This is a genomic window from Ercella succinigenes (assembly GCF_900002895.1).
Genome location: NZ_CDHP01000011.1, coordinates 26,505 through 45,691, shown reverse-complemented (window position 1 = coordinate 45,691; position 19,187 = coordinate 26,505). Strand labels below are relative to the sequence as shown.

At 36.4% G+C, this 19,187-nt stretch carries 16 protein-coding genes; 14 read left to right on the top strand and 2 right to left on the bottom strand.

The genetic code is table 11. The annotated features are described in order from the left end of the window. The first annotated feature begins 4 nt into the window (after positions 1–4). Positions 5–1,759 carry a dihydroxyacetone kinase subunit DhaK gene (gene dhaK / locus AC0KSB_RS03495; protein ID WP_472306772.1) on the top strand — a complete coding sequence of 585 codons (1,755 nt, stop codon included), beginning with the start codon at positions 5–7 and terminating at the stop codon, positions 1,757–1,759. Here dhaK and AC0KSB_RS03490 read toward each other — a convergent pair. Then, entirely contained in the window at positions 1,756–2,586 is an 831-nt protein-coding gene (locus tag AC0KSB_RS03490; RefSeq protein ID WP_472306770.1) for an aldo/keto reductase, read from the bottom strand. The two genes, dhaK and AC0KSB_RS03490, sit on opposite strands and share 4 nt — an antisense overlap. 126 nt (positions 2,587–2,712) lie before the next feature. Further along, positions 2,713–3,672: a D-2-hydroxyacid dehydrogenase gene (locus tag AC0KSB_RS03485; RefSeq protein WP_472306768.1), complete on the bottom strand. Its 960-nt coding sequence runs from the start codon at positions 3,670–3,672 to the stop codon at positions 2,713–2,715. Positions 3,673–3,927: 255 nt separating this feature from the next. Here AC0KSB_RS03485 and AC0KSB_RS03480 point away from each other — a divergent pair, with 255 nt between their 5' ends. From AC0KSB_RS03480 to AC0KSB_RS03420, 13 genes are all read left to right on the top strand, one after another. After that, a complete protein-coding gene (locus AC0KSB_RS03480) occupies positions 3,928–4,512 on the top strand; it encodes a DUF1349 domain-containing protein (protein ID WP_472306766.1) in 585 nt (194 codons plus the stop codon). Positions 4,513–4,649: 137 nt separating this feature from the next. Further along, on the top strand, positions 4,650–6,020 hold the full coding sequence (locus AC0KSB_RS03475; protein ID WP_472306764.1) for an extracellular solute-binding protein: 1,371 nt from the start codon (positions 4,650–4,652) through the stop codon (positions 6,018–6,020). Between the two features lie 110 nt (positions 6,021–6,130). Continuing rightward, a complete protein-coding gene (locus AC0KSB_RS03470; protein WP_472306762.1) occupies positions 6,131–7,033 on the top strand; it encodes a carbohydrate ABC transporter permease in 903 nt (300 codons plus the stop codon). Beyond that, positions 7,033–7,899, top strand: coding sequence for a carbohydrate ABC transporter permease (locus tag AC0KSB_RS03465; RefSeq protein WP_472306760.1), 867 nt, complete (start codon positions 7,033–7,035; stop codon positions 7,897–7,899). Before AC0KSB_RS03470 ends, AC0KSB_RS03465 begins: the two co-directional genes overlap by 1 nt. A 115-nt stretch (positions 7,900–8,014) precedes the next feature. Then, positions 8,015–9,373 carry an ABC transporter substrate-binding protein gene (locus AC0KSB_RS03460; protein ID WP_472306758.1) on the top strand — a complete coding sequence of 453 codons (1,359 nt, stop codon included), beginning with the start codon at positions 8,015–8,017 and terminating at the stop codon, positions 9,371–9,373. Further along, positions 9,366–11,171: a cache domain-containing sensor histidine kinase gene (locus tag AC0KSB_RS03455; protein ID WP_472306756.1), complete on the top strand. Its 1,806-nt coding sequence runs from the start codon at positions 9,366–9,368 to the stop codon at positions 11,169–11,171. Before AC0KSB_RS03460 ends, AC0KSB_RS03455 begins: the two co-directional genes overlap by 8 nt. After that, positions 11,149–12,783: a response regulator transcription factor gene (locus AC0KSB_RS03450; RefSeq protein WP_472306754.1), complete on the top strand. Its 1,635-nt coding sequence runs from the start codon at positions 11,149–11,151 to the stop codon at positions 12,781–12,783. Before AC0KSB_RS03455 ends, AC0KSB_RS03450 begins: the two co-directional genes overlap by 23 nt. Positions 12,784–12,794: 11 nt before the next feature. Next, a complete protein-coding gene (locus AC0KSB_RS03445) occupies positions 12,795–15,158 on the top strand; it encodes a glycoside hydrolase family 3 N-terminal domain-containing protein (RefSeq protein ID WP_472306752.1) in 2,364 nt (787 codons plus the stop codon). A 178-nt stretch (positions 15,159–15,336) separates the two neighbouring features. Further along, entirely contained in the window at positions 15,337–15,651 is a 315-nt protein-coding gene (locus tag AC0KSB_RS03440; protein WP_472306750.1) for a hypothetical protein, read from the top strand. 110 nt (positions 15,652–15,761) lie between these two features. Then, a complete protein-coding gene (locus AC0KSB_RS03435; protein ID WP_472306748.1) occupies positions 15,762–16,955 on the top strand; it encodes a metal ABC transporter substrate-binding protein in 1,194 nt (397 codons plus the stop codon). Beyond that, positions 16,956–17,690: a metal ABC transporter ATP-binding protein gene (locus tag AC0KSB_RS03430; protein WP_472306746.1), complete on the top strand. Its 735-nt coding sequence runs from the start codon at positions 16,956–16,958 to the stop codon at positions 17,688–17,690. Next, the gene (locus AC0KSB_RS03425) at positions 17,690–18,514 is read left to right on the top strand and encodes a metal ABC transporter permease (RefSeq protein WP_472306875.1); all 825 of its coding nucleotides are present in this window, start codon (positions 17,690–17,692) and stop codon (positions 18,512–18,514) included. The genes AC0KSB_RS03430 and AC0KSB_RS03425 overlap by 1 nt, the downstream gene beginning before the upstream one ends. Beyond that, positions 18,511–19,128, top strand: coding sequence for a TIGR03943 family putative permease subunit (locus AC0KSB_RS03420; RefSeq protein ID WP_472306744.1), 618 nt, complete (start codon positions 18,511–18,513; stop codon positions 19,126–19,128). Before AC0KSB_RS03425 ends, AC0KSB_RS03420 begins: the two co-directional genes overlap by 4 nt. The last annotated feature ends 59 nt before the right edge of the window (positions 19,129–19,187 follow it).

Below are 19,187 nucleotides of genomic sequence, written 5' to 3'. Positions count from 1 at the left end.
ACAAATGAAAAAAATTATTAATGAAATAAATGATATTGTTGTCGAAATGTGCAAAGGATTTGTAATAGCAAATCCAGAGCTTAGTTTCAATGAAAAATATAAAATAATAGCAAAAAAGGAACCGGACAGAAATAAAGTCATACTTATAAGTGGCGGTGGAAGCGGACATGAACCTTCGCATGGAGGCTTTGTAGGAAAAGGGATGCTTGATGCAGCTGTATGTGGAGATGTTTTTGCCTCACCATCTCAAATTCAGGTGTATAAGGCGATAAAGGAAAATGAATCCGAAAAAGGAACTTTGCTCATAATTAAAAATTATAGCGGAGACGTAATGAATTTTAAAAATGCAGCTGCCCTTGCCATTGAAGACGGTATGGATGTTGATTATGTAAAAGTTGAGGATGATGTAGCTGTTGAAGATAGTTTATATACTGTAGGAAGAAGAGGGGTAGCCGGAACTGTTTTTGTGCATAAAATAGCCGGTGCTGCTGCGCAAAAGGGTGAAAATCTTGCACAGGTAAAAAGAATAGCTCAAAAAACAGCAGATAATGTCAGAAGTATCGGTTTTGCTCTTGATTCATGCACAGTTCCTGCCAAGGGGACGCCCACTTTTAAGTTGAATAATGACGAAATTGAATATGGAGTGGGTATTCATGGAGAACCAGGTGTGCGCCGTGAAAAAATGAAATCAGCAAAAGAATTGGCTGCAATGATGATTGAAGCAGTTTTGAAAGATTTTAATCTGACAAACTATTCTGAAAAAGAGTTTGCCGTAATTATTAATGGTTTTGGAGCGACTCCCCTACAAGAATTGTATTTGTTAAATAATTCAGTTATGGAATGTTTAGCAGAGTATGACTGTCAAGTGTACAGATGTCTTGTTGGTAATTATATGACAAGTATTGATATGGCAGGTGCTTCTGTTTCTGTGTTGTTGTTGGATGAAGAACTTAAAGATTTGTTGGATTATGAGTGCCGCACCCCTTCTTTGGTTTTTGATGGTCAAAAAGCTTTGCAAGCTAGCTTTTTAAAGAAGAATGAAATTCAAATCAAAGAGTTTACTCAAAAAAAATATTTTCAAGGTGACCCTAAAATTATTGAGAATCTAACTTTTAATAATTTGGTTTACATAGTATACAAAATGACGGAAATTATTTTGCAAAAAGAAGTCGAATTTTGCGAGTTGGATTCACACGCAGGAGATGGTGATTTTGGCATGAGTCTTGCCAAAGGATTTCGAATTTTGAAGCAGGAATTGCCTCAGATTGTAGATAATAGTTCAAACGATGCCGGTAAATTTTTATCTGCTTGTTCACTAATTATAATGGAATACTGTGGTGGAGCGACAGGTCCTCTATGGGGTTCTGCTTTTAGAGCTGCATCCCAAAAAGTAGAAGGTAAAAAAGAAATTACTCTTCCAGAATTTTATCAAATGCTTATTTCGGCGATAGATGCTATACAGTCTACAGGAGAAAGATCTTTTGGCAGGGGTGCCGTTGTAGGCGACAAGACAATTATTGATGCCCTTATTCCATGTGCAGAAGCCTGGGCTGAAAGCGTTAATTCGTGCTTAACTTTTAAAGAAGCTTTCTTGCGTGGCGCCCAGGCGGCTGTGATTGGTGCAAAAAACACAGAAAAAATAACAGCAAAAATGGGCCGGGCAGGAACTGTTGGGGAAAGAAGTATCGGCTATCCAGATGCAGGTGCACATGGAATTGGCGTTATTTTTACCTATATTGCTGAGTCGCTTATAAATTAAAAATCAAAATTATCCGGATCCGGTCCAACTCTTTTATTTTGATTTAATCCGTTGATGATAACCATATCGTCTGATTCAAGGGTGAAATCAAATATATCAATGTTTGAAACTATGCGATCCCTGTTAATCGATTTTGGCAATGTGATCATATTGCTTTGAACATTCCATCTTAATACTATTTGTGCGGGTGATCTGCTGTATTTTTTTGATAACTGAATAAGCGTTTCATTTTTCAGCAGATTACCTCCTGTTCCTCCCAAAGGACTCCATGCTTCGCATGCGATATCATTTTCTAAGCAGAAAGTACGCAGTTCAGTTTGTGTTAGCAAAGGATGGCATTCGATTTGATTAACTGCAGGAGTAATCTCAGCTGTCATCATCAGCGTGTTCAGGTGATGAATGTTGAAATTGCTTACACCTATAGCTCTTATTCTTTTTTCATGATACAACTTTTCCATTTCTGACCATGCTTTGGAGTATCCTTGTGCAGGCCAATGAATCAAATAAAGATCAACGTATTCAAGATCCAGTCTATCTAAACTTTTTTCAAAAGCCTCCCTGACTTTACCTGCTCTTATATCTGCATTCCAAAGTTTTGTAGTTATGAAAAGTTCTTCTCTGGGAATTAAACTTGTTTTAATTGCATTACCTACACTTTTTTCGTTTCCGTATATTTTGGCTGTATCAATATGGCGATAACCAGCTTCTAATCCCCAATTGACAACTTGCTCGGTTTCTTTGCCTGGTTCTACCTGAAAAACTCCAAGTCCTACAGAAGGAATATTGACACCATTGTTTAGTTCGACTTGTTTAACTGTTTTACCCATAGCACATTCTTCCTTTCTTCACTGTTGATTTTTTATAAAGCTTTTGATTTGATTATAGCTCAACGGTTTATTGAATGGTACATGCAGATCTAAAAGAAAAAACTTCGTTGCTTAAGTGACAAGGCTCTATTTGCTCACAATATTTATAGGTTTTCCTGATAACCAGGCAGAGAGGTTATCAAATGCTATTTTCATCAGTTTTGCTCTTGCTTCTTTAGGCGCCCAGGCAATATGAGGTGTAATGATACAATTTTTTGCCTGGAGTAAAGGATTGTCAGGCAGAATTGGTTCCTCCGATACCACATCTAAAGCTGCGCCGGCGATTCTATCTGAATTAAGGGCGTCGGCTAATGCTTTCTCATTAATAAGAGCACCCCTTGAGGTGTTTATGAGATAGGCAGTTTTTTTCATTAAACTAATTGCTTGACTGTCTATAAGATTAGAAGTGTCTGGAGTAAGAGGGCAATGTAAAGATATTACGTCAGATTTAGAAAACAGTTCCACTAGGCCCACTTGTTTGAATTTTTTTCCGGAAAAATAGATTTTTTTTTGTCTAGAATAAATTAAAATTTTCATTCCAAAGGCAGAGGCAATTTTGGCTACTGCCTGGCCTATGCTACCAAATCCTATGATCCCCATTTTTTTGCCGGCTAATTCTGTCAGCGGATATTTCCAATAACAAAAATCTAGATTTTTTTGCCAATCGCCATTGTGCACACTTACGGAATGGTCACCAACCCTGTGACATAGCTCCAGGAGTAGTGCAATTGTGAACTGGGCGACTGCGGAAGTTCCATATTTAGGGACATTGGTAACATCTATGTTAAAATCTCTGGCAGCTTTCAAGTCCACGGAATTATAACCTGTTGCCAGAACTCCTATATATTCGAGATTAGGGCAAGCCCGAATTACTTCTCTGCTGATGAAAGTTTTGTTTGTTAGTATTATTTTGGAATCGCCTATTCTTTGAATTATAAGGTCATCCGGTGTACGATCATAAACAATGACTTCTGCTAGTGAGTCAAAAACTTTCCAGCTTAAATCGCCAGGGTTGAGCGTATAACCATCTAATATTATAATTCTCATACTTGCTTTCCCTCTAATAACCAATGTATCTAAAGAATATTTTCAACGAAAACATTCTGAAAAGTTTAACTGTACTTTAATATTATATCAAATTATTCTGATTTGATAATAGTAACAAGAATACACTTGTATAATGTCCCATACTACTGGTAACATGATGCTATATCTAGTAGCGGCATGTTAACAAAAGCTAAAATGCTTTTTGGGGAAGTTGAAAAATTAGAGGTTAGTTGTGAATTAAGCAGGAGGATATGTATGCAGTTTGATGTTAAAAGTCTGAAGTGGCATAGCAAACCGGAAAAATTTCAAATAGGTGAAGATAAAATTGTTATATCAACAGAGCCTGGATCAGATTTCTGGCAGAGGACATATTATGGCTTTCAAAATGACAATGCACATGCATTAATGTTGAGAACAGATGAAAAGTTTTTCTCTTTTATTGTCAAAACTCAATTCGATAGTAAAAAAATGTATGATCAGTGCGGTGTAGTGATCTATCAGAACAGTGATAACTGGATGAAGGCTTCAATAGAATTTGAAAATGACAGATTTCAAAGATTAGGCAGTGTTGTTACTAATAATGGTTTTTCTGACTGGGCATCCACAGATATAAGCACATCGGTTAAAGAGATGTATTATAGATTAAGCCGCAGAGAAAGTGATTATTGTATTGAAAATTCGGAGGATGGAGTCAATTTCAAACAGATGAGAATCTTTCATATGTTTGAAGGATCTGAAAGCATAAATTTTGGATTTTATGCTTGTAGTCCAGGGGAATCTAGTTTTGAAGCAATTTTTACAGAGTTTAAGATGTTGTCTTGCCAGTGGGAACTTCATTGATATTATTGTCACATGACATAAAAATAATATATTTGGATAGAAATTTTTATTAAATATTACAAATAAACCTTCTAGAATAATGATCAAGATGCAAATATCCTGCATCGTATCAGGTAAACATGATAGGAGGTTTTTTTATGTCAAGAAAAGTTATGTCAAGAATAGCGTTGTTAATAATCATAGCAATGCTGACAACAATCCTAGGAGCCTGCGGGGGCTCGGAAACGACCACCACAACAGCAGCTCCAGATGACGGAGCAACCACTACGGCCGCACCTGACGACACAGATGAAACGACAGATAGTGGTGAAAAAATTGTTCTAGATTTCTGGCACATTCAAAATCAGGAAAATCAGGCAAGAATCATTCAGGATTCTATTGATCGATTCGTTGCAGACAATCCTCAGTATGAAGTAATTGTAGAGCCTATGCAAAATGATGCTTTCAAAACAAAACTTACTGTTGCATTGGGTTCTGACACACAACCGGACATTTTCCCACATTGGTCTGGTGGCCCTATGATCGAGTATATTGAGTCAGGCAAAATTGCAGATTTGACTGAGTTTATGAATGAAGGTAATTATGTTGATATGTTCATGCCTGCCGGAATATCTCAGGCTACATATCAGGATAAAATCTGGGCAATGCCTGTAGAAAATCTTGCTGTTGCAATGTTCTTCTACAATAAAGAAGTTTTTGCAGATAACGGCATAGAAGTTCCAGGTACTTTGGCTGAATTGGAAGCTGCTGCTGACAAACTTCTCGCAGCAGGCGTAACACCTTTCTCACTTGCAAATATGACTAAGTGGACAGGTTCAATGTACTATATGTATCTTGTTGATCGTATTGGCGGTGCCGATGTTTTTGCTAATGCTGCAACTCGTCAGAGTGGCGGAAGCTTTGAAAATGAAGCCTTCACAAAAGCTGGTGACAAAATACAAGAATGGGTTAACAAGAATTATTTCAACGAAGGCTTCAATGGTCTTGATGAAGATTCAGGTCAGTCACGTGCCTTGCTGTATTCAGGTCAGGCTGCTATGACATTGATGGGATCATGGATTGTATCTACCATTAATAGTGAAAATCCTGATTTTATTGATAGCCTTGGCGTATTCCCGTTCCCTGTAGTTGAAGGCGGTCAGGGAGATCCTTCCGGAACCGTTGGTACAGTTGGTGATAATTTCTATTCAATAGCTTCAAACAGCAAAGATATAGCAGGAGCATTTAAAGCTTTAACGTATTTGCTCGACGAACAGGCAATTGAAGATCGTATTGCTGATGGTAAAATTCCTCCAATCAATGGTGTTCAGTTAGCTGATCCTATGATGCAGACTGTTCTTGATCTTGCTACACAAGCAAAGACAAATCAGCTTTGGTATGATCAGTATCTACATCCAGAATTAGGCGATCTCCACAAAGATACAGTTCAGGAAATCTTCGGACTTACCAAAACACCTGCTGAAGTTAATCAGATTATGGAAGCAAAAGCTGCAGAGCTGGCTGGCTGATTTTGACTTAATTTATTTAGTGGTTGTTTATCAAAAAAGTATGACTATGCGGCAGTTTACTGCCGCATAGTATAATTATGCAAAAAATATAATTACTGGGGGGATTATAAATGTCATCTTTATCGATGCGGCCTTTAAACAGACGGCAACGATCTGTTGTTGGTACGGCTGTGCTGTTTCTTATTCCAGCATTCCTTGTACTCGGTATTTTTATGTTCTATTCAATTTTCGATTCATTCAGACTAAGTCTAGTTGAATGGAATGGTGTTTCACCGGTAAAAACATTTGTAGGATTAGATAACTGGAAAGAACTTATTCGTGATAATCGTTTTCATCAAGCTTTGACAAACAATTTTAAAGTTGTTATTTTCTCTATATTAATTCAATTACCAATAGGGATGCTCCTTGCTTTTTTCTTGGATACGGCTGGTAAAAAAGCTAACATATTTAAGGTGATTTGGTTTTTGCCTCTTCTAATGTCTTCAGTCGCTATAGGATTCTTATTTAAATATATATATGATCCTTCTTTCGGTATTGTATCTGCTGTTTTAAACATGTTTGGCGGCAAAAACATTGCTTTGCTGGGAAACCCGGCTCTTGCTTTGTATGCCGTAATAATGGTAATTTGCTGGCAATTTATTCCTTTTTATATGGTTTATTTTCTGGCTGGTCTTAGTTCAGTACCTGTTGAAATATATGAAGCTTCTATAATAGACGGTGCTACCAGAGGCAGATATTTTATATCAGTGGCACTGCCAATGCTAAAAAATACTTTTATTAATGCTGTTATTCTATCTATGGTTGGCTCGCTTAAATATTTTGATCTTATCTATGTAATGACAGAAGGAGGGCCTTCAGGTTCTACGGAATTGATGGCAACTTACATGTTTAAGAATGCTTTTTCAACTATGAAGATGGGATACGGTTCGACTGTGGCAAGTGCAATGTTTTTGATTATTACTGTTACTTCGCTTATAACCATGAATATTATGAGAAGGGCAGGTGACAAATAATGGGTAAGAGTAAACTCATGCGTAGAATTTCTAACATAGGTCCGTTGGGAATGATTCTTTATGCAATTATAGCGATCTTATCATTATTTTGGCTGGTCATTGCAGGTATGCCTTTCTTTTACATGGTAATGTCTTCGTTCAAAATGCAGTTTGAAATATATAATAATGGTGTTTTTGCCTGGCCTGAAGGATTGTATCTTGATAATTACAAAACAGTTCTGCAGGGTGGATTTTTAAGGTATCTCTCAAACAGTGTAATAGTTGTTGCTATCTCATTAGTTTTGATTTTGTTCATTAGTGCAATATCTGCCTATGTTTTCTCAAGATTGAAATTTAAATTGAGAAGCTCTCTTTATGCTCTCGTAATTGCTTGTATGGCTATACCTATACATGTGACTCTTATTCCCATTTATATTCTTACTCAAAGAATAGGTCTTTATGATAATATTTTTGCTTTGATTGGACCATATGTTGCTTTTAATTTGCCGTTGTCAATTTTTATTCTTACCGGATTTATGATGGATATCCCAGCCGATATAGAAGAATCAGCTGAAATTGATGGTTGTGGTAAAATAATGACTTTTTTCCGGATTATTTTGCCGCTTTCTCTTCCAGGGATGGCAACATTAGGTATATATAATAGTGTAAATATGTGGAATGAATTTAGTTTTGCGCTTGTTCTTACTCAAAGAGCTGCTAATAGAACACTTCCTCTGGCTGTCTGGGAATATCAGGGGCAGTACACTGCAAATATTACTATGATAATGACTGTACTTGCTCTAACAGCCTTGCCTATGATTATTGCTTTTATTATAGGTCAGGATAAGCTGGTAAAAGGAATGATGGTAGGTGCTGTAAAAGGATAAATTTTGTTTTGCTGAATCAGAAGAATTTCGCTAATAAAGTGGTTGTCATGGTAAAATCAATATATGTTAAGTGTTAATCCGCAAATTTCGTGATATTCAGCAGGAGGGCAGGTATTTGTCTGACCATAGCAAAAGAATATTTATAGTTTTTTCCCGAACTTCTGAAAAAAGTAGAACCCATTTATTTAAGCGTTTGGCAGGGGTGTTTTTACTAGTAACTGTTTCTGTCTATTTTGCTACTGGCTGTGGTGGACAGATTAATTTAGATCCTCAGCCCCAGGCTAAGAAAACAATAGTAATGGCACATAATCAAAGCCGCAGAGTTGTTTATGATACTATCAAGCATAGTACGGAACGTTTTGTAGAAGACAATCCCGAGTTTGAAGTTGAAATAGAATTGTATATTAACGAGGCATACAAGAAAAAACTTGCAACTGCAGCCGCTACAGGTAATCTGCCTGATATTTTTGCTACTTGGTCGGGTAGTACCTTAAATGAATTCGCAAGACTTGATATGGTAGTTGAGCTTAGTGATTTGATGAACGCGAATCAAGATATAGATAGGTTTTTGCCTTCTGCTATAGATCAGGTTAGATATGAAGATGGCATTTGGGCTGTGCCGGTGGAAAATATAGCTGTAGGTCTTATTTTTTATAATAAGGCAATTTTTGAAAAACTGAATTTGCAAACGCCTGATACTTGGGATGAATTGCTCGAAGTTATTACTGTTCTAAAAAATAATGGCTATATTCCTTTCGCTTTAGCTAATCGTGCTGGCTGGCCTGCTTCAATGTACTATATGTACCTTGTTGATAGGCTTGGAGGTGAAGAATTATTTGAGGGTGCGAAGAATAGAACTCTTGATCAGGGGTTTGCGGCGGATGAATTTATTAGAGCCTGGGAATATTTTAAACAATTAGTTGATATGGGTGCTTTCCCTGATAATGCCAATACTCTGGATGAAGATGTGGGTGATAGCAAGCAGCTTATGTATGATGGAAAAGCCGCAATGATGCTGACGGGCAGCTGGTTAATATCTGATGTTTATGATGAGCATTACGAGTATTTGGATAAAATTGATTTCTTTACTTTCCCCATTATTAGTGAAGGGAAAGGGCATCCGCAAAATATAATTGGAACAGTAGGAGATCAGTTTTATTCAATTTCATCTAATAGTCAGTGGAAAGAGGAGTCTTATGATCTTATTAGATATTTTATTGACGAAACGGCGGTAGAGGAACGTCTGGAAGCTTATCTTATTCCGCCGCTTATGAATATTAAACCAAGTGACCCTATGCTTAACAAAATAGTTCAGTTAGCGGTAGATGCTCCTTCTGTACAACTGTGGTATGACCAAAGCATATCACCTAAACTTGCCGAAGAGCATAAACAAATTTGCAGAGAAGTGCTGGAGATCCTTGATCCTCTTGCAGCGGCAGAAAGAATGGAGCAGGCAGCTAAGCAATATGAATAATCAGAAAAACAGATTTAAGATGCAAAGGTTTTGGTTTAGGAACTGGCTGATGCGAATGTCATTGCATCATAAACTGGTTTTAATGATGATTCTAATAGTTTCTTTTTCTGTTTTGCTTGTAGGAATAGTTACTTATAGACAAGCTAGTCACATGGTTAAAAAACAAGCTGCTATCCAAACCTTACAGCAATTGCATCAGTCATCTTCAAATTTGCAGAGATACTATTCAGAGATGCTTGAACTTTCTACTTTCATACTATCGGATGATAGAATTCAAAGTTATTTAAATTCTAATGAGATTGAAAATAGCGGACAATTTGATGAGGTGTTTAGAACATTATCTTATTTTCAGAATACAAAAAGCGGATTAAGCTATATGTATATTCACAAAGATCTGACGGATCGTATAGTGTATGTTGGTCCATCAAGATCCGGTAGAGCTCTTGATGGACAGCTAAAAGAAAGTATGGATACATATCTGTATGACGGAATGATAGGCTTGCAGCATTTTGGTCCCCTTACAGATCCTCTTGATAAAAATAACTGGAGTTTTTTGATTTTTCAGCAGATAAATGATCTGTACAGAGTTGAAGAAAAAGTTGGTACTCTGGGAATCAGTATTTCGGAATCAGCGTTAGCGGAACAATACCATTCAAGTGATGGTGCTTTTGAAATGACATATATGATAGTTGATAGTCAGCATCGTATTTTATCTCATCGCGACAAAAATATGATTGGACAATCTACAGATATCGGTGGAACTTTTTTGGAACAAAGAGGTGCTTATGAACTGGACAATCAATTACTTGTTTATGAGTATGTAGGAAACTGGGATTTTTATCTGGTAGGTTTGATTCCGATGAATATTTTGTTGGCTGATAACAGGATTTTGATTCTTGAAATATTCATTGCGATGGCTGCAATTATATTTGTCTCCATACTGGTTGCATTATTATTCAGCCGACAATTGACAAAGCCTTTTGGTGAACTCCTTGACAGTATGAATAAAATTTCTGCTGGTGACTGGGATCAAACAATTGATTTATCTCCTTATGGCAATGAATACGCAACAGTTTCTTCCGGGTTTAATACTATGACATCACGGATAAGACAGCTGCTTGAACAAATAGTTAAGGAGCAGAAGCAACTTCAGGAAATAGAGTTAAAAGCTTTACATGCCCAGATTAAACCTCATTTTTTATACAATACTTTAGATTCGATTCATTGGCTGGCTGCTGTTAATAATCAGGAAGAAATATCTACAATTGTAAAAGCTTTGGCTGGTTTTTACCGAATTTGTCTTAGTCAAGGACGAGATATGATTCCGTTGAAAGATGAGCTTGAACATATTGATCATTACCTTGTTATTCAAAAAATACGTTATAGTGATCTTTTTGAATATAAACAAGAGGTTCCAGAAGCTCTGATGGATACAATGCTTCCTAAAATGACTCTTCAACCACTTGTAGAAAATGCCATATATCATGGTCTGCGCAAAAAAAATGCACGTGGCAAAATTATTGTTAGAGCTAGCTGTATAAATAATATTTTGTCAATAGAAGTTATTGATAGCGGAATAGGTATGAATTCAAATCAGATCAGCGAAATTAATCATATAGCTGATTTTAATGAATCAAAAAGCTATGGTCTTAAAAATGTTCATCAAAGATTGATTTTGACATTTGGAGCACAATATGGACTGGTATTTCGTAATAATAGTCTTGGTGGTCTTACTGCTACTGTCAGAATTCCCCGGAAAGGAGGCCAATCAATAGATGTATTCAATACTGATAGTTGATGATGAAAAAATAATCAGGGAGGGCATCAGTAAGATGATGCCTTGGAAAGAGCTTAATATAAGCAAGGTTCTTATGGCTGCTGACGGCAGACAGGCTCTGGTATCGGCCAAAGAGAATCGACCTGAAATAATTCTAACAGATATATGCATGCCCGATATGGATGGTCTTCACTTTATCCACCAATTGATTGAGTCTGCGGATCAATCTGAAGATTACGATTATAAGCCTAGGATTCTTGTGCTTACAGGTCATGATCGTTTTGAATATGCGCAGCAAAGTTGTAAACTGGGCGTAAAAGATCTTTTGCTTAAACCTATTGATGAAAAACTTTTGACAAAAGTTATTGCCAGTCAGGTTGCGGAGGTTGAAAAATATCGAGATGAATTGAAAAAACAAAAGCATTTAGAGCTTCAATTGCAAAGACAGGCTCAAAATGCTCATAAAATGAAGCTTGAGCAAATTATATGTGATTTGACAGATGACAAAAATATGATTGCAGATGATCGTAAATGGTTGATGCAAAATGAACCCAGATTATTTACAGGTTGTAGAATGGCTGCTTTTGAAGCTGAAAATATATGCTCAGTTGGTAATGAAGATCATACTTTATTATGCTATGGGATAGAGCAATTTTGCCGACAGATGATTGACAATAACAATATAGGTGTATCATTTTATAAAGCTTCCGAGTGTGCTTTTTTGTGCTGGTTTTATATTGATGATGAAAATCATATAATTGATGTCAGTAATCAGCTATGTACTCTGATAAAACGTGAGTTTAATGTCAAAATAAAAGCAGGTATCAGTAAATCAGGGAAAATAGAAAGCAGCTCATCGGTCTGGCAGGAAGCTAAAGCTGCTTTGAAGAAAGGTCAGGCAGTCAGTTCAAATGTTTTTATTGCGGATGATATTATTCGTACAGGATTATTATTGAAGAATATCTATGAAGAAAAAAAGCAGCAGCTTTCTAAGATGACAGATGATTCTCAAATACAGGTGCATATTGTAGAGATGACCGATCTTTTAACTAAAATGAACGTTGACATTGCGATTATTCGCAAGGAATGCAGTGAAATAGCTTTATTTTTTCACTGGCATCATATAAATAACAGTACACAATCTCCCGACAATTCTATGAATGTGAATAAAGAATCTTTTGATAATTTTTTGAGAGATCTGACCAGACTTGATGCCGAAATAGCTTGTAGGCGCCTAAATAATTTTATTCAGGAAACTTTATTGCAGGAAAATGGAACTGTGATAATAAATCCGATAGCCCAACAGGCTGCCAGATATATTAAGGACAATCTATCTGCTGAATTGTCTGTGGCCGGAATTGCAGAATATCTGCATGTATCTCCTAATTATCTTTCCAGAATATTTCGTCAGGCGGTTGGAGAAGGATGCAATGAGTATATTGTAAGAAAAAGAATAGAAGCAGCACAATCTCTTTTGGCAAATACATCTCTTAAGACATATGAAATTGCAGAACAAGTTGGTTATCTTGACAAGAATTACTTTTCTCTTGTTTTTCGTAAACAAACTGGGAAAACACCTACTGAGTACCGTAAATCGGTACAAATTTCAAATGACCGGAACAATAACCGGTAAAGGAGGATACAATGATAATTTACAAAGACGCAAACCAAACCGTTGAAACAAGGGTGCAAGATCTTCTTGGTAGAATGAACCTTGAAGAAAAGGCTGCACAGTTAACTAGTATATGGGTATATGAAATAATAAAATCCAGTGAAATAAATGAAGAAAAAGCAAATTCTAAAATGGGAACTGGCATCGGTCAGATAACGAGACTGGGAGGAGCAAGTAATTTTAAGCCATCTGACGCAGCAAAGGCTGCAAATAAGATCCAGAGATTTCTTGTTGAAAAAACACGATTAGGAATACCTGCTATTATTCATGAAGAATCATGTGCAGGGTATTTAACCAGAGGTGCAAATGTTTTTCCGCAGGCGATAGGGATGGGGGCTACTTTTGAACCTGATCTTGCTGAAACAATGGGAGAAATAATACGTGAGCAGATGATGTCTCTAGGGGCAAGACAAGCCCTTGCACCTTTGCTGGATATAACTCGTGATCCCAGATGGGGACGAACAGAAGAAACCTATGGTGAAGATAGATATTTGGCTTCACGGATGGGTGCTTCTTATATTAAAGGCTTGCAAAATGATTCGCTTGAAAATGGGATTTTGGCCACAGGCAAACATTTTATTGGTTATGGTCAGTCAGAAGGTGGTATGAACTGGGCTCCTGCTCATATAAGTAAGCGTGATTTACTGGAAAATTTTCTTTTCCCATTTGAAGTTGCTGTTAAAGAAGCTAACTTAAGATCTATTATGCCAGGTTATCATGAGCTTGATGGTGTACCATGTCATACGAATAAATGGCTGCTGGATGACTTGCTTCGCAAGCAATGGGGATTTGACGGCTTAGTTGTAAGTGATTATTTTGGTATAAATATGATATATGATTATCATAAGGTGGCTTCAGATAAGGACAATGCAGCTCGCATGGCTTTAGAGGCTGGCGTGGATGTTGAACTTCCTTCAACGGATGTTTACAGCAAACCCTTAATAGAAGCTGTTGAGAATGGTCTGGTTCAAGAGGAATTGCTGGATAAAATTGTTGCTAGAGTTTTAGGAATGAAATTCCGTTTAGGTTTGTTTGAGAAACCGTATGTTGAGGAAGATGATGTTGAGTCTCACTTCCAGACAGCCGCTCAAAGAGCTTATTCTAAACTAGCTGCTGCCAAATCAATTGTATTACTTAAAAATGACGGCATTCTTCCGCTTAGCAGAGAAGAAAAAACAATTGCTGTTATTGGGCCTAATGCAGATAGTGTCAGAAATATGTTAGGAGACTATAGTTATCCTGCACATGTTGAATCGCTGCTTGATATGGCAGAGGATAATTTTGCTAATACAGAATTACCTGAAGATCAGATAAGTGTAAACGAAGCTCTGCCACCTATGAAGTCTGTTCTTGAAGGAATTAAACAGTCCGGTGGCAGTAAAATTAAATGGTTATCTGCCAAGGGCTGCGATGTTTTACCACAGGTAGACAAAAAAACCGGAGAAAAGCAATATTCTGACTTTACTGAAGCGCTTGATATTGCAAGTAAAGCTGATTTAAATGTTATGGTACTGGGAGATAAAGCTGGTTTGATCGAAAATTGTAGTAGTGGGGAAGCAAGAGACAGGGTAAGCCTTGATCTTCCTGGACAGCAGAAGAAACTTCTTAAAGAAATATGCGCTTTAGGCAAGCCTGTAGTGCTTGTTCTCGTAAATGGTAGACCATATTCATTGAGCTGGGAACATAGTAATGTTAATGCTATTATTGAGGCCTGGCTTCCAGGAGAAGAAGGGGCAGAAGCTATTGCAGAAGTTATTTTCGGCGATGCTAACCCCGGAGGTAAGCTGCCGATTACTTTCCCACGTAGTGTAGGCCAGGTTCCTGTATTTTATGCACATAGGCCTTCCGGAGGCAGATCTCATTGGAAGGGTGATTATGTTGATGAGTCTTCAAAACCACTTTATCCTTTTGGACATGGCTTGAGCTATACAAATTTTGAATATTCAGATTTTAGTATGCCCGAAAAGGTAGCAATTAATGATGAAATATCAATTAGCTTCAAAGTTAAAAATATTGGAGCTGTGGCTGGTGATGAGGTAGTACAGCTTTATCTACATGATGTTTGTTCTGAAATAACTCGTCCTGTTAAACAGTTGATGGGATTCAAAAGAATATCTTTGCAACCAGATGAAAGCAAGGGCATCAAGTTTACTGTGAAAACCGATCAATTAGGGTTCTATGATAAGGAAATGAAGTATGTAATTGAACCAGGTGATACCGAGATTATGATTGGATCTTCGTCAGAAGATATAAGATTAAGCGGAACTTTAAAAATTGAAGGATTAAAAAGAGAGATAAGCCAGAAGGCATATTCCAGTAAGGTAGAAGTGATCTGATATTATCTGTTAATCATGGAACTGTACCCCCCAGTCGGTTCTATTGATACAAAAAGACTGCCTCGCAAGATTTGTCTTGAAGGAGGCAGTCTTTTGTATGTAGAATTTTTGTTTGGAAAAGTTAACTTGACGAAGGTTTAAATTGTTGCTAGCATTAAATAATTATACGAAAGGATTAATGATGAATTTTTTGCGCAACAGACAACACCGTATAATATCATTGCTGATAGCAATTCTTATGATTGTTGTATTTATGTTGTCAACTGCAGTGTTTGTTGAAAATTATGATCATGATTGTCATTCTATTGACTGTCGATCCTGTAGAATTCTTGATTTATCAGCTTCTATAATTAAAGCTCTGGCGGAAAAACCAGTATTCACCTCTTTACTTATCACATTTATTCTTTTGAATATAATAAATAAATTTCTTTTTGTACATTCATTTGCTAAACTTTTAACTCCTATAAGTCTCAAAGTACGTATGGATAATTAAAGCATTATTCAGTCTGGTGATTTCAGATTATATGTTTCTGATTAAGCTTTGATGTTTTAAGCGAAAGTCAAATCCGACTTTCTGTTTTCGTGTATAGAATTACAAAGATTATGATTAGTAAAAGCGCAGGTATATTTTCTGCTGCTTTTTTCCATGACAAGTTGAAAGGAAAAAATATGTTTTATAAATTATCTCCAAAATTGTTTGCAAAAAATAATCGCTCTTTATTATATAGTTTTATGGCAATATTATTAGTCTTTTTTTTGGTGCTGCAGTTAACCGGATGTGCTTCTGATAGCATAGAAAAAACTCAAGATGAAAAAGATGTAGAACAATCTGAAAAAACAATAGAAACTTCACAAGTTCAGGAAGAGCAGTCAAATAAAAATAGTGATAAAACCGATGATATACAGTCTGACGATAAGCTGAAAATAGTAACTACAATGTTTGCACCTTATGATTTTATCAGATCGATTGGTAAAGATAAAATAGAGGTGGTAACTATTTTGCCGCCGGGTTCAGATAGTCATGCATATGAACCTAACCCTGGTGATTTGATAACAATAAGCAATTCTGACATATTTATTTATGTTGGTGGAGAATCATGGGTGGATGGTATAAAAGAGTCAATAGATATGGGGCAAACTAAAATGATATCTTTGGTTGATTCAATTGATATGTCAGGTTTGCAAAATGATCATGAACACAGTTGCGACCACGACCATGATGACCATGACCATGACCATGACGATCACGACCATGATGACCACGATCACGAATACGATATGCATTTGTGGACTTCTATAAAAAACTCTATTCTAATGTGCGAAATTATTGCGGATGAGCTTTGTGTAGCTGATCCTGATAATGAAGCATTCTATAGATCAAATCTTAGTGAGTATGTTGATGAGCTCAACAAGTTGGATATAGCCTTTATGAGTGTTGTAGAAAATTCTTTGCACAAAGTAATAGTTGTTGCTGATCGTTTTCCCTTTTATTACTTTGTAAATGATTATGGACTTGAATATTATTCTGCTTTCGCTGGCTGTTCTTCAGAAGGTGATCCCAGTGCAGCTGTAATAGCAGAGTTAATTAATGTGGTAGAAGAGAATTCAATAAAAGCAGTTTTATATACCGAAAGTTCGAATCAAAAAATAGCAGATAATATTTGTGAGGTAACTAATACTGGTAAATTACTTTTCCATTCTTGCCATGTTCTATCTCAAGAAGAAATCAACAATAATGAAACCTATCTAAGCTTGCAAAATAATAATTTAAAGGTTTTAGAAGAGGTATTGAATTAAATGTTGTTAATAAAATTATTTGATGCTGCTTTTGGTTATGACAATAACATCGTTGTCTCTGATTTGAATTTTGAAATAAATCAAGGCGATCATCTTTATATAATTGGTGAAAATGGTTCTGGCAAAAGCACATTGTTAAAAGGATTGTTAAGATTAAAAAAGCCTAGTTCCGGCAGAATACTGTTTGCCGATATTTTGAAAAAAGAAGGTACTGGGTTTATCCCACAGCAATCTCAGATCCAACGTGATTTCCCGGCAAAAGTAAAGGAAATTGTACTTTCTGGATGTTTGAGCCGAAAGAGATTTAATCCATTTTATTCAAAATCAGATGAAAACAGGGCATCTTGTAATATGGAGTTGCTTGGAATAAAAGAAATAGCCGGAGTATGTTATAGTGAATTATCAGGCGGACAGCAACAAAGGGTATTGCTGGCAAGAGCTCTTTGCGCTGCTGAATCAATACTTATTCTTGATGAACCGGCAACCGGACTGGATTCCTTGGTAACTTCTGATTTATATAATCTGGTTTCTGAAATCAACCAGGAAAAGAAAATTACTGTTATTGTAGTTTCTCATGATATAGAGGCTGCTTATAAATATAGCAGTCATATACTTCATCTTGGTAATCGACAATTATTTTTTGGGACGAAAAATGAGTATTTTAATAGTGAACTGGCGGCTTTTTCTAAAGCTGCCAGTTCCAATCGCTTTTATGGGAGGGAGGAGAATTCTTGATTGAAATAATTTCCCAGATGATGTCTTATCCTTTTATGGTTAGAGCCTTTGCGGTAGGAATAATGATTTCACTTTGTGCTGCCTTGCTAGGTGTAAGTCTGGTTCTGAAACGGTATGCAATGATAGGGGAGGGATTGTCACACGTAGGATTTGGTACAATTGCCATAGCGATGGCATTTAACCTTGCCCCATTATATGTTTCCATACCAGGGGTTGTAATATCGGCTTTTCTATTATTGCGTATAAGTGAAAATAGTAAAATTAAAGGAGATTCTGCAATTGCTATTATCTCAAGCAGTGCATTGGCTATAGGTGTTATATCAGTTTCAATTACATCGGGAATGAGTGTAGATGTTTGTAATTTTATGTTTGGAAGTATTCTCGGAATGTCTATCAGCGATGTTAAGCTTAGTCTCATTCTTGCGGTTATCGTATTAATTCTCTTTTGTTTTTTTTATCATAAACTTTTTGCGGTTACTTTTGATGAAAATTTTGCCAGCGCTTCTGGAATAAAGACAGGATTTTACAACAGTTTGTTGGCTGTGTTAACATCTGTAACTATAGTTCTGGGTATGAGAATGATGGGAACTTTGTTAATATCAAGTCTGCTGGTTTTCCCTTCGCTCACATCAATGAGAATATTCAAGAGTTTCAAAGCTGTTGTGCTGTCTTCTGCGGCTGTTTCGGTTTTTTGTTTTCTTACAGGAATGACTCTTTCTTATATCCTTTCCACACCAACAGGAGCAAGTGTGGTTTTGACAAATTTAGTGATTTTTATTGTTTTTTCGGCAATAAGTATTTTAAAAAGGAGATTGGTGAGATGAAGAAAAAAACAAGAAAAAAACTTTTTCTTTGTGTTTTTTTATTAGTATTAACTTTTGCTGTATTAATGTCATCATGCGATAAAGAAGCAAAGTCCGATGTAATAATTGAAAATCAGGAAGATCAGACTGATATAGAAAACACTCAAACATATTCTACAGCAGATTCGGAAGAGAGTGTTCCACAATACCAGGCTTTGCCATCTGGTGAATTGTCAGATAAGGCAACGGGAGATATTGTCGAAATAGATGAAGATATGTTTATGCTATGGCTGATGGAAATCAGCTCTAACAGCGATCACTATATAGGTAAAACCATACGTCTTCAAGGATTATATGATATTTATGAAGATCCTGCTGATGGCAGCACTTATCCTATTGTTTACCGTTATGGATCTGCAGGGGGTTCTTGCGGCGGTTGTTCTGATGATCTTGGAAGATTTGGTTTTGAATTTATTTGGGATCAGGAATTGCCGCAAAAAGATGACTGGATAGAAGTGACGGGAGAAATGGTAAGGATGGTTAGCAGCAATGGTTATGAGTACTATGCTTTAGATGCTATATCGGTTGAGATAAAAGAAGAAGAAAGAGGTTTAGAGGAAGTCGGCAGCTGGTAGAGGAAAGTTCTAAATTATTTGTTTTTCAGCAAAACAGAAAAATTCATAATAAAAGTTGC